This window comes from Leifsonia sp., assembly GCF_051955155.1.
Taxonomy (GTDB): Bacteria; Actinomycetota; Actinomycetes; order Actinomycetales; family Microbacteriaceae; genus Leifsonia.
Genome location: NZ_JBQCGZ010000077.1, coordinates 51,058 through 62,709, shown reverse-complemented (window position 1 = coordinate 62,709; position 11,652 = coordinate 51,058). Strand labels below are relative to the sequence as shown.

12 protein-coding genes and 1 pseudogene are annotated in these 11,652 nt (G+C 70.8%); 4 read left to right on the top strand and 9 right to left on the bottom strand.

The window, feature by feature from the left end:
- Positions 1-482 (top strand): annotated as a pseudogene (locus ACTHMF_RS07760) (hypothetical protein); the annotation flags it as partial.
- Positions 483-567: 85 nt separating this feature from the next.
- Here ACTHMF_RS07760 and ACTHMF_RS07755 read toward each other — a convergent pair.
- The 4 genes from ACTHMF_RS07755 to ACTHMF_RS07740 all read right to left on the bottom strand — a co-directional run bounded on the left by ACTHMF_RS07755 (position 568) and on the right by ACTHMF_RS07740 (position 2,969).
- Positions 568-1,287 (bottom strand): GntR family transcriptional regulator, encoded by a 720-nt coding sequence (locus tag ACTHMF_RS07755; RefSeq protein ID WP_440316969.1) that lies wholly within the window; start codon positions 1,285-1,287, stop codon positions 568-570.
- 157 nt (positions 1,288-1,444) lie between these two features.
- Complete coding sequence (locus tag ACTHMF_RS07750) at positions 1,445-2,110, bottom strand: response regulator transcription factor (protein ID WP_440316968.1); 666 nt, start codon at positions 2,108-2,110, stop codon at positions 1,445-1,447.
- Complete coding sequence (locus ACTHMF_RS07745) at positions 2,107-2,481, bottom strand: sensor histidine kinase (RefSeq protein WP_440316967.1); 375 nt, start codon at positions 2,479-2,481, stop codon at positions 2,107-2,109. Before ACTHMF_RS07745 ends, ACTHMF_RS07750 begins: the two co-directional genes overlap by 4 nt.
- Positions 2,478-2,969, bottom strand: a complete 492-nt coding sequence (locus tag ACTHMF_RS07740; RefSeq protein WP_440316966.1) for an MFS transporter — start codon at positions 2,967-2,969, stop codon at positions 2,478-2,480. The genes ACTHMF_RS07745 and ACTHMF_RS07740 overlap by 4 nt, the downstream gene beginning before the upstream one ends.
- 150 nt (positions 2,970-3,119) lie before the next feature.
- Between ACTHMF_RS07740 and ACTHMF_RS07735 the strand changes: the two genes are divergently transcribed.
- Positions 3,120-3,689 carry a MarR family winged helix-turn-helix transcriptional regulator gene (locus tag ACTHMF_RS07735; RefSeq protein ID WP_440316965.1) on the top strand — a complete coding sequence of 190 codons (570 nt, stop codon included), beginning with the start codon at positions 3,120-3,122 and terminating at the stop codon, positions 3,687-3,689.
- Positions 3,690-3,724: 35 nt separating this feature from the next.
- Here the strand turns inward: ACTHMF_RS07735 and ACTHMF_RS07730 are convergent, their stop codons facing one another.
- From ACTHMF_RS07730 to ACTHMF_RS07710, 5 genes are read right to left on the bottom strand one after another with little or no spacing between them, the layout of a single operon-like run.
- Positions 3,725-4,924 (bottom strand): M20 metallopeptidase family protein, encoded by a 1,200-nt coding sequence (locus ACTHMF_RS07730; RefSeq protein ID WP_440316964.1) that lies wholly within the window; start codon positions 4,922-4,924, stop codon positions 3,725-3,727.
- 31 nt (positions 4,925-4,955) lie between these two features.
- Positions 4,956-6,137, bottom strand: a complete 1,182-nt coding sequence (locus tag ACTHMF_RS07725; protein ID WP_440316962.1) for an amidohydrolase family protein — start codon at positions 6,135-6,137, stop codon at positions 4,956-4,958.
- On the bottom strand, positions 6,134-6,625 hold the full coding sequence (locus ACTHMF_RS07720; RefSeq protein WP_440316961.1) for a hypothetical protein: 492 nt from the start codon (positions 6,623-6,625) through the stop codon (positions 6,134-6,136). The genes ACTHMF_RS07725 and ACTHMF_RS07720 overlap by 4 nt, the downstream gene beginning before the upstream one ends.
- Entirely contained in the window at positions 6,625-7,827 is a 1,203-nt protein-coding gene (locus ACTHMF_RS07715; protein ID WP_440316960.1) for a Rieske 2Fe-2S domain-containing protein, read from the bottom strand. The genes ACTHMF_RS07720 and ACTHMF_RS07715 overlap by 1 nt, the downstream gene beginning before the upstream one ends.
- A gap of 33 nt (positions 7,828-7,860) precedes the next feature.
- Complete coding sequence (locus ACTHMF_RS07710; protein WP_440316959.1) at positions 7,861-8,817, bottom strand: PDR/VanB family oxidoreductase; 957 nt, start codon at positions 8,815-8,817, stop codon at positions 7,861-7,863.
- A gap of 152 nt (positions 8,818-8,969) precedes the next feature.
- On the opposite strand from ACTHMF_RS07710, the gene hisC reads away from it, so the two are divergent.
- A complete protein-coding gene (gene hisC, locus ACTHMF_RS07705) occupies positions 8,970-10,067 on the top strand; it encodes a histidinol-phosphate transaminase (RefSeq protein WP_440316958.1) in 1,098 nt (365 codons plus the stop codon).
- Positions 10,068-10,128: 61 nt separating this feature from the next.
- Complete coding sequence (locus tag ACTHMF_RS07700) at positions 10,129-11,616, top strand: S10 family peptidase (RefSeq protein ID WP_440316957.1); 1,488 nt, start codon at positions 10,129-10,131, stop codon at positions 11,614-11,616.
- The last annotated feature ends 36 nt before the right edge of the window (positions 11,617-11,652 follow it).

Here is an 11,652-nt window from a genome sequence, read left to right as displayed (position 1 = left end):
AGTGGTACTACGAGATCCGCTTCGCCGACACCGAACGTCCGTACCGGCCGGCGAAGCACGCCCAGAAGTCGCTCCAGGACGCGCTGGCCGACCGTCCTCTCGCCTCCTCCGAGGAACTCGCGATCCCGATCATCGAGTGGGTCGCCTGCGGTGTCGAGCTCGACCTCCCCGCCGTCAACCTGCCAAACGCCGGCGCCAGCCCCGGGCTGCCGGACGACATGGTGGTCGAGGTCGCGGCGACCGTCGTGGACGGCCGCCTGGCGCCCGTCCCTGTCGAGCCGCTTCCGGAGGCGGTGTTCGCGATGGTGCGCTTGCAGGGCAGCATCCACAAGCTGCTCGTCGAGGCGTACGCCGAGCAGTCGAAAGCTAAGCTGCTGCAGGCGATCCTGCTCGATCCCGTCGTCGACAACCACAACCGCGCCGTCGCCATGATGGACGAGCTGCTGGAGCTGCAGCAGGACATCCTGCCCGCCCTGCACTGATGCGGTTCAGCGGCTGAGGGCCTCCGCACCCACGGGGCGGGGGCCCTCAGCCGTGTCCGTCTGCGCGCGACATCGCCTCGTGTCGCTAGTCGGCGCGGTACAGGTCCGCGTGGAACCGGTAGGCGTCGCCGCGGTAGGTGTTGAGGCCGAGCAGGACGGGCGACCCCGGTCGGTCGTACGCGATCTCGCGCCCCACGAGCACCGGGCTGCCCTGGGCGACCCTGAGCAGCGCCGCGTGCTCGCTCGTCGCCCCTTCCGCCTGCACGCTGTATGCGCTGCGGTAGATCGACACACCGCACTGCGTCTGCAGGCTCTCGTACAGGGAGGCGTCGGTGAGGTCGACATCGAGCAGCGCGTGCGCGAGCGTGAGGGGCAGAACGTTGCGATCGACGCAGATCGGCGTCGAGTTCATCCCGCGCAGCCGCACGAGCTCGAGCACGTCCTCCCCCGGCGCCACCCCGAGCCGGTTCGCCTCGTCGAGCGTCGCGGACCTGACCGTCTTCTCCAGCACCTGCGCCGTCGGCGTGTGCCCGCGCTGCCTGGCCATCTCGGTGAACGACTCGAGCGTGCTCGGCGGCTCCCCCACCGTGGGGCTCGGCACGAACCAGCCGCGCTGCGGGGACCGGGCGACGCGGCCCTGCCTCTCCAGATCCTCGAGCGCCATCCGCACGGTGCTGCGGCTCACATGCAGGCTCTCGGCCAGGAGCCGCTCCCCCGGCAGCTTGGTCCCCGGCTGATAGATCCCGCGATTGATGGCCGTCCCGAGGTCGCGGGACACCCTGGTGGTGATCGTCGGCGTCTTCACAGCAGCCAACATACCAATCGCGACGCGGGAAGTGAATCTCGCCACTACTGGTACGACTGGTCCGCGATGCGCTCGACGGGGCCGTCACGACGAGTACCGGCGGTTTGCCGCGGCTCTCGCCGATCCAGCTCAGAACAGGCTCGCAGCGAGCGCGGACTCACTCCCCCGGGGCGAGGAGGCCGGACTCGTACGCGAGGATGACCAGCTGTGCACGATCGTGGGCCTGCACTTTGGTCATGATCCGGTTCACGTGCGTCTTGGCGGTGTGCGGTGAGATGTACAGGTCTCTCGCGATGTCCTGATTGGAGGCGCCCCTGGCGACCATCAGGAGGACTTCGCGTTCGCGCTGGGTGAGCAGCGCCAGCTCGGCCGTCCGCCCGGGCTGCTCTCGCGCCGGTCCCGCCACGAAGCGGTCGATGAGCGCGCGGGTCGCGACCGGTGACAGCAACGCTTCGCCCGCGTGCACCGCCCGGATCGCGCGCACGATCTCCTCGGGCTCCGCGCCCTTCCCCACGAATCCGCTCGCCCCTGCTCGCAAACCGGCGACCACGTACTCGTCCTCCTCGAACGTGGTCAGGATGAGAACCCTGGTGTCCACCAGAGCCGGATCGGCGCAGATCTCCTCCGTCGCCTGAATCCCGTCGAGCACCGGCATCCGGATGTCCATGACGACCACGTCGGGCCTCAGGCTCCTCGCCAATCCGACCGCATCTGCTCCGGTCGAAGCCTGGCCGACCACGGTGACATCGAGGCTGGCCGCAAGGATGTCGGCCACGGCCTTCCGGATCAGCGCCTGGTCGTCTGCGATCACAACCGTCGTCATCGTGCCCTCTCCTCCGGCCCGAGCGGCAGCCGGGCCGTGAGCTTCCACCCCGCTGGGGACGGACCAGCGTCGACCGACCCCCGTACCGATGCCACACGCTCCCGCAGTCCGATCAGTCCCAGGCCAGGACCCTCCGCGCCGTCCGCGCCTGGGGCCTCGGCACGCATCGGGTTCGTCACCCCTATCGCCACCTCGGAGGCGCCGACGTCGATGAGGATGTGGGCGCGGTGTTCGGCGCCGTGCTTGTGCGCGTTGGTGAGCCCTTCCTGGATGACGCGGTATGCGACCAGTCCCGGCATCCCGGTGACGCGGCCGATATCTCCCTCGACGCGCGTCTTCACATCGAGGCCGGCAGTGCGGAACCGGTTCACGAGCTCCTCCAGCCCCTCGACCCCGACCTGGGGCGAGGACGCCCGCCCTTCCCCTGCATCGTCCCCAGGCTCAGCACACCGGCGAAGAACACGATGACCGGGACGGAGTTGGACAGGCTCAGAGCGGCCATCGCGAACGCGCCCAGCGCCGCCCCGAGCATCATCCAGATCGCGCGGCGACCGAAACGAGACCTCGTCCGGTCGGAGAAAGCCCCGACCACGGGCTGCACGATCACCGTGACGACGGCGAAGGTCGAGGTCGCCGCCGCGAACCCTGCCACCTTGCCGGCGGGATCGAGCAGCGTCATCTGATTGGGGATGAGCACCGATTGCACCCCGGCGAAGGCGGCGAACGTCACGATGGCCTGGACGGTCAGCCAGGGCGACAGTGCGCGACTCGCCGGTTTCGCCACCGAGGCGTCAGGGGGAGCCGCCCCGGTGTCTGTGGTCAGCACCGCGTCGACAGCGGCGCCTTCGGGAAACGTCATGTCGCTCTCCTTTGAGTCGGGATCCCCACATCGGCGATGGCGCGTGGTGGGGGCTGGCTCGAAATCTAGGGCAAGTATTGACCTCTGTCAAATACTTGTTGCCCATCGCGCGGGCCGGTACGCTGACGATGCAGAGAAAGGACTGTGCGTATGCCCCGCCCGCAGAGCGTCCGAGCGATGCCGCATCTCCTCGATCGCGATCGTCGCCCCGTCGTCTCCGATGAAGCCCCCGGCATCGCATCCGCCCTCAACGCGATCGTCGCGGCAGGGAACTCGACGACACTCCGCAGGCTGCTCATCGACCAGAGCGGATTCCCCCTCGCGGACGACACGCCGGCCTTCCTGCTCTTCAACCAACTGATCTACCGCGGAGCCGCCCGGCCGACCGACATGGCGGACGCGATCGATGTGAGCAGGTCCTACATCTCGCGCATCGTCTCGCGCATGGAAGCTGCCGGGCTGATCATGCGAGCACCCGATCCCGACGACGACCGGTCGCTCATCATCGCCCTGACCGACTCTGGCCGTGAGATCGCGCAGCGCGTCGTCCGAGCCGGGGAAGACATGTTCTCGTCGATCGCCGACGAATGGTCGGCCGACGATCTCGCCACCCTGGAGCGCCTGATCATCAAACTCGCGCGAAGCATGGACACGGCGAGCTCTCAGCTTCTCGCCCAGGTCTCCGGCGAGCGGTGGCTCGCGAGACCAGACGTCGACTAGCCGACGCCGAGCCGGGCACCCGGAAGGGACCGGCCCTACCCGCCGACGTGCGCGAGCGCGAGGGCGGCGAGCGCGGCAGCCTGGTCGCCCAGGACCGCGTCGTCGAACACCGCACGCGGGGAGTGGTTCATCTCCGCCCGCTCCGGGTCGGTGCCGGGCGGGGTGCTGCCGAGGAACACGAACGCGCCAGGCACCTCGCGCAGCACGAACGAGAAGTCCTCCGAGGCCATCATCGGCTCCGCCGCGCGCACGACGCGGCCGGCGCCGAAGACCGACGACAGCACCGACAGGGCCCGCTCGGCGGCGGACGCGTCGTTGACGGTCACCGGGTAGACCGGCTCGAACTCCACCTCGGCGGTGCAGCCGTGCGCGGCAGCGATCCCCTGGACCAGCCGCGGCAGGTCGGCGGTCAGGCGGTGCACGGATCCGTCGGAGAGCGTCCGGACGGTCGCTGCGAGTGCGGCGCTCTCCGGGATGACGTTGAGCACATCCCCCGCCGAGAGCTCGGTGACGGTGAGAACGACCGGATCGACGACGTCGAACCGGCGCGTCACGTACGACTGCAGCGCCAGCACGACCTCGGCGAGCACCGGCACCGGGTCGACGGCCTGGTGGGGTCGCGAGCCGTGTCCGCCGCGACCGTGGACGGTGGCCCGGAGCACGTTGGCGCCGGCCATGAGCGGGCCGGGCCGTGTCGCGAAGACGCCGCGCTTCCCGGGCATGACGTGGATGCCGTACGCGGCCTCCACCCGCGTGCCCGCAGCGGACAGCACCCCCTCCGCGATCATGACCGGAGCGCCTCCGCCGGCCTCCTCGCCCGGCTGGAACATGAACACCACGGAGCCGGCGACGCTGTCGCGCCGCGCGGACAGCAGCCGCGCAGCTCCGACGAGCGCCGCGACGTGCAGGTCGTGACCGCAGGCGTGCATCGCACCGGTGCGCGAGGCGTACGGCAGCCCGGTCTCCTCGGTCAGCGCGAGCGCGTCCATGTCGGCCCGCAGGAGCACGGACGGGCCCGGCCGCGCGCCGCGGAGCACCGCGACGACCGAGGTGCAGCCCTCGCCGAGCTCCACCTCCAGGCCGAGCCCGTCGAGTGCGGCGACGATCGCCGCCTGCGTCCCGGGCAGGAACAGCCCGGGCTCCGGCCGCTCGTGCAGCCGCCTGCGCAGGTCAACGAGGCCAGGCAGCAGCCTCCTGGCCTCGTCGTCGATCCCCTCGATCGTCTCGATCGCCACCACACCTTCTCCTCTTCCCGGACTGGCCGGCTCACTCGCCCGGCCAGCGCGCGGCGAGCACGGCACGCCCGCCCTCCCAACGGCACACCTCTGCGCCCTGGATGTAGACGCGCTCGGCACGCGACGCGACCTCGAGCGGGTCTCCCGTCCACACCACCACGTCCGCGTCGAGACCGGGCGCCAAGGCGCCGAGCCGATCCTGCAGCCCGACGATGCGCGCAGCGTCCGCGGTGATCGCGGCGATCGCGTCCTCCCAGGCGAGCCCGGCGCGTACGGCCTCCGCCGCCTGCAGCCGGAGCTGGCCGATCGGGAACACCGGATGATCGGTCGTGAGCGCCACGCGCACGCCGGCACGCTTCAGCGCCACGACGTTCTCGGCACGGGCGTTGCGCAGCTCCACCTTGGAGCGCGTCGTCAGCACCGGCCCGAAGATCACCGGGATGCCGCGTTCCGCCAGCTGCGGCGCCAGCCGGTGCGCCTCCGTCCCGTGGTTCACCACCAGCCGCAGACCGAACTCCTCCGCCAGTCGCATCGCCGTCGCGATGTCGTCGTGCCGGTGGGCGTGCTGATCCCACAGCAGATCGCCCGCCAGCACCGCGGCGAGCGCCTCGCAGGCGAGGTCGGTGCGCGCGGGACGGTCCGCCGCGTACGCGCGGGCGTCCAGCAGCGCCTGCCGGATGACGAGGGCGACGCCCATCCGGGTGCTCGGCAGCTGCTTCCTGTCGCCGTAGACCTGCTTCGGGTTCTCGCCGAGCGCCGATTTCAGCCCGAGCTCGGCGACGACGACCTGCTCGTCGACGGTGGCGCCTCCCCACGTCTTCACGGCCGCGCTGACGCCGCCGATCGGGTTTCCGGATCCCGGCTTCACCACGACCGTCGTGACCCCGCCCGCGACGGCGTCCTCGAAGCCGAGGTCGTCGATCGTCACCGCGTCCAGCGCGCGCACGCCGGCCATGTTCGGGCCGGAGAGCTCGCTCCCGTCGGCGCCGGCCCAGCCGTTCGCCTCCTCATGGACGCCGACGTGGGTGTGCGGGTCCACGAAACCCGGCAGCACCCAGCGCCCTGCGACATCGACGACCTCGGCGGTCCTCGGCAGCGCGATCTCCGCGCCGATGGCGGCGATGCGGCCGTCCTCGACCAGCAGCGTGCCGCCATGCACGATCTCGCCGAGCCCGGTGACGATCCGCCCGCCCACCAGAGCGAGCGCGCTCATCGTGCCGCTCCCACCCGAGCAGCCAGGTCGTCGGCGTCGACACCGACGATCCCGACGCCCGGATCGACGCGCACGATCACCCCGCCGGAGGCCTCGCCGTCCGGGGCCTCCGCCAGGTCGGCGACCGGACCGTCCACCCAGGCCCACGGCAGCCCGGCGACGTAGCGGCGAATGGCGCCGAGCTTGTCGAACTGGACGGGCAGGAACGGCCACGGCTCCGCGGGAAGGCCGAGAGCCGGGCGGAACGCGGTGTGCGCGTTGTGACCCCACTCGCTCGCCCAGACGATGTCGAAGCGCTCCGCGAGCGCGGCGATCCGTGCCGGGGCGTCGACCGGGATGGCGACGTCGCGCACCCACTTGCCCCACGCCGAGACGTGGTGCGTGCGCACCGGGACCCGCGGCTCCGCCTCCAGGACGATGACGTCGCTGATGCCGAGCGCGAGCACGGGACGCTCTCCCGAGGGGCGGCGCGCACGGTAGCCGGCCATCAGTCGTCGACCGCTGCGGCGAGCTCCTCGGTGAGCGCGTCGCCCTCGAAGTAGTTGCCGCCCTCGATGTGCACCAGCCGGTCCGCCTCGTCGAACGCGACGCCCGGCGGCGTGCCGCCCTGGGCGACGAGCTTGATCTGCTTCGCCATCATCCTCCTGACCATGGCGACGCCCTGATCGGTGGTCGTCAGGTGGTCCTCCGAGTGCAGCGAGATGTCGCCCTGGCTCTTCTGCGCCTCGTAGTCCCCCGGCATCCGCTGGTGGTCGGCCTCATCGAGCTCGCGCCACGGCCGGCCCTCGTGGGTCGAGCGGAGCTTGTCGAGGAATTCCGGATCCGTGTCCCTGGCGAGCGTGAAGATCTTGAAGTTCACGTCGTCCACCGGCACGACCCAGCCGAGCATGTTGGTCTGGCCGCTGGAGAGCTTCGGGCTCGGGACCACGCGGATGTTGGGGAACATCACCTCGGTCACCCGGCGCAGGGTCCGGCCATCGCCGAGGTCGCGCAGCTGGATGGACCTGACCCCGCGGTCCGTGTACTCGTACGTCACCTCGGGGAGCAGCGCCATCTCGGGGGTGAACTGGAAGCCGCTGAACCTGGCGTGCAGGATCGGCACGTGGAACGGGTCCATCACGTTCTCCCAGTGCTGCAGCCAGTTGAAGTCGAGAAGTGCGGGACCGCCGCCGCCCACTCCGGCGTCGTTGACGATCAGATGCTCGTCTGGCGCGAGGTCCTCGAGGGTGTCGTACCGGGGCAGCAGCGGCTTCTTGGCCGGGTCGCCCAAGTATGCCCAGATCAGGCCGTACTGCTCCTGGACGGGGTACCAGGGCTGCCGGACCCTGTCGCGGTGCAGCCCCAGATCCGGCTCGCACGGCTGCTCCAGGCACTGCCCCTCGGTGTCGAAGACCCAGCCGTGATAGCAGCAGCGGATGCCGTCGTCCTCCACACCGCCGTAGTAGAGGGAGGCGCCGCGGTGAACGCAGCGCGGGTGCAGCAGGCCGGCCTTCCCCTTGCGCGTCCTGAACAGGATGAGATCCTCGCCGAGCACGCGGAGCCGCAGCGGCCGTGTCGTCGCGTCCTCCACCTTCGCGACCGGCTGCCAGTAGCTGCGCAGCACCTCGCCGTACGGCGTGCCCGGCCCGACCTGGGCGAGGTCGTTCAGCGGCGCTCCGAGTCGCAGTCCGTATGCGGTCCCTGTGTCCATGAGGTCTCCCTTTCTTCTGTGGGCTGTCGGTGCTCAGACGTCGAGCACGAGTCGCGGGGAGACGGCGCGCGAGACGCAGACCATCATGGTCTCGTTCTCCTCGCGCTCCGCCGGGCTGAGGATGGAGTCGCGGTGATCGGCGACGCCGTCGACGATGGCCGTCTCGCACGTGCCGCAGATCCCCTCCAGGCACGAGTTCGGGACGGGGATGCCCGCGCGCTCGAGCGCGGCCAGGATGCTGCACCCCGGCTCGACCTCCACCGTCATCCCGGAGCGCGCCGCCTCCACCTCGAAGACGTCGTTCGAGAGCGGCTCGGCAAGGGGTTTGGCGGCGAACCGCTCGACCCGCAGCGTCCCCGGCGGCCAGTCCAGGGCGAGCTCCTCGAGCGCGTCGAGCATCCGCGCGGGGCCGCAGGCGTAGACGCGGACGCCGGAGGGGAGGCTGCGCAGCTCCCCCGCGAGGTCGGCACGGCCGCCGGCGGCGGCGTCGAAGACCCGCGTCCGCTCGTCGCGCAGCAGCGCGTCGGTCAGGAACGCCATGCGCTCGCGCGAGCGGCCGAGGTAGAGCAGCCGCCAGGCGGCGCCCCCGGCCTCCGCTGCGCGCACCATCGGCAGCAGCGCCGTGATGCCGATGCCGCCGGCGACGAAGACGTAGTCGGCGCCCTGCTCGTAGCCGAAGGTGTCGAGCGGATGGGAGACGGTGACGAGGTCTCCTGGCCGGAGCGTCTCGTGCACGTAGCGCGACCCGCCTCGGCTGGAGTGCTCGCGCAGCACGGCGATGCGCCAGGCCTCGCCGTCGGCCGGGCCCGAGCACAGCGAGTACTGGCGCTCGACGCCGTTCGCGAACCGCACGTCGACGTGCTCGCCCGGAGTCCAGGCGGGGAGCGGCCGCCCGCTCGGGTCGGCCAGGCGCAGCGACAGCACCCCGTCCGCTTCGCGGCGCAGCTCGTCCACACGCAGGGTGAGTCGTTCGCTGGTCGCGGAGTTCATGATCGGTCACCCTTCGGACGGCACTGTTCCTCGTCACCTCGCGAATCGGCTAATTCGCAAAGATGGTTATAATCATTTATGGACTTTAGGGCTGCGGCCTGGCAGTGTCAAACGCATCCCGTCTCTCCGTTCGTTTCAGGAAAGGAACAGCGATGACCCGTCTCCGGATGCGCGACCTCTCGGCGATCCCCGACTACAAGCCCGGCAAGGCCACCGGCCCCGGCACGCCGCACGATCCCCCGGTCTACAAGCTCTCCTCCAACGAGAACCCGTACCCGCCTCTGCCGTCCGTCGCGCGCGCCCTGGCCGACCAGCTCTCCGCGATCAACCGCTATCCGGAGACCGCCGCCGCGACACTCACGAGCGTGGTCTGCGAGCGCTTCGGGGTCCATCCGGCGAACCTCGTGTTCGGCAGCGGGTCGGTCGAGGTGCTCTCGCAGCTCATCCGGGCGACCGCCGGCGAGGGCGACGAGGTGGTCTTCGCGTGGCGGTCGTTCGAGGCGTACCCGATGCTGGTGCTCGCCGCGGGCGCGAAGCCGGTCATGGTGCCGCTCACCCCCGACCACGAACACGACTTCGACGCCATGCTCGCCGCGATCACCGACCGTACCCGGCTCGTGATCGTGTGCAACCCGAACAACCCGACGGGCACCACCGTCTCGCAGGACCGGCTCGACGACTTCCTGGCGCGCGTCCCGTCCGACATCGTCGTGCTCGTCGACGAGGCCTACGTCCACTTCAACCGGCGCACGGACACCGCCGTCGGCATCGAGACGATGCGCACGCACGACAACGTCGTCGTCGCCCACACCTTCTCCAAGGCGTACGGGCTCGCCGGGCTGCGCATCGGGTACGCGCTCGCCCCCGCGCCGGTGGCCACCGCGATGCGCAAGGTGGCCATCCCGTTCGGCGTCACCTCCCTCGCCCAGGCCGCCGCCGTGGCCTCCCTGCGCGCCGAGGACGAGCTGACGGAGCGCGTGGAAGCGCTCGTGGCCGAGCGGGACCGCATCGCGGCCGGCCTCGGACGACTCGGCGTCGAGGTCGCGGAGTCGGGCGGCAACTTCCTCTGGCTGCCGCTCGGCGACGCGACGGCGGCGGCAGCCGGCGCGTTCGAGAACCACGGGCTGCTGGTGCGGCCGTTCGACGGCGACGGCATCCGGATCACGATCGGCGAGCCGGCGGCGAACGACCGCATCCTCGCCGTCTGCGCGCGCCTCGGCGCTGATGCCGAGCTGACCGCCGCCCGCTGAGCATCAGACGGCGGTCGCCGCCGCCGTCCGAAATAATCGTCTACACGGAATGGAGCGTGGAATGACAGAACCCGACGAGAGCACCGCTGCTGACGCGGAGACGCGGGTCGCCACCCGGCACACCCTCGTGACGGCCGACGGTCGCCTCGACTATACGGCGACCGCCGGAACCGTGCTGGTGCGCAACGACGACGGCTCAGCGCGCGCGAGCATGTTCTACCTCGCCTACACCGCCGACCGCGAGGAGGGCGAGCCGCGACGACCGGTCACGTTCCTGTTCAACGGCGGCCCCGGGTCCGCGAGCCTCTGGCTCAACATCGGCGCCTTCGGCCCGAAGCGCACGCCGACGGCGACGCCGCGGGCGACGCCGCCGGCGCCGTACACGGTCGGCGACAACCCGCACACGCTGCTGACCGAGAGCGATCTGGTCTTCCTGGACGCGCCGGGCACCGGGTACTCCCGGCTGATCGGGACGACGACGCCGGCCGAGACCTGGGGCGTCGACCAGGACGTCGACTGCTTCGCCAGGGCGATCACTCGGTACCTCACACTCACGAACAACTGGAACGCACCGCGGTTCCTGTTCGGCGAGTCCTACGGCACCACCCGGGCGTCCGCCCTCGTGCACCGCCTGCAGAACCAGGGACTCGACTTCAACGGCGTCGTGCTGCTCTCGACCATGCTGAACTGGGCGGAGAACAACCTGGGGCTGGATCAGGAGCACATCAACCTGCTCCCGTCGTTCGCGGCGACGGCCCGCTACCACGGCCGCTCCCGCGTCGAGGCGGACGACCTCGACGACCTCCTGCGCCAGGCCAGGACCTTCGCCCAGGGCGAGTACGCGCACGCGCTGCAGCAGGGCGACCGCATCGACGCCGACGAGGAACGCCGGGTCGCCGAGCGCTTCAGCGCCTTCACGGGCCTCGACGTGGACCTGGTGCTCTCCCGGCACTTCCGGATCGGGATGGAGCCGTTCCGCTACGCCATCATGGAGGACGCCGGTGTCGTCGTCGGCCGGTTCGACACCCGGTTCACCGCCGATCACCAGTACGTCGTCGGCACCGGCTCGCACGACCCGGCGACCGACGACGCGGCGACGGCAGGCGTGAACAGCGCCCACCTGTCGGCGTTCCTGGAGCTGCTCGGCGGCGAACTCGGCTACCGCACGGACCTGCACTACCGGCACCTGTACAACATGGTGATCTCGCAGGCCTGGGACTGGAAGCACAAGGCACCCGGCATCGACGCCCCGACCCCGGTGCCGGACGTGAGCCTCGACCTGTCCGCCGCGATGCGCCGCAACCCGAACCTGCGCGTGGCGGTGCTGGGCGGCGTCTACGACCTCGCGACCCCGTTCTTCGGAGCCGAGGTGGACATCGCCAAGCTGTACCTGGCGGACCGGCTGCGCGCCAACGTGGACTTCCGGTGGTACGAGTCGGGTCACATGACCTTCGTCGACGAGCAGGTGATCACGACGATGAAGCGCGACCTCGTGGACTTCTACCGGCAGGCGACCGACCACTCCCCCGTGCCGCTGCCCGGGGTGTGACGTCGGATCGACGGGGCCTCACCGCTCGGTGGGGCC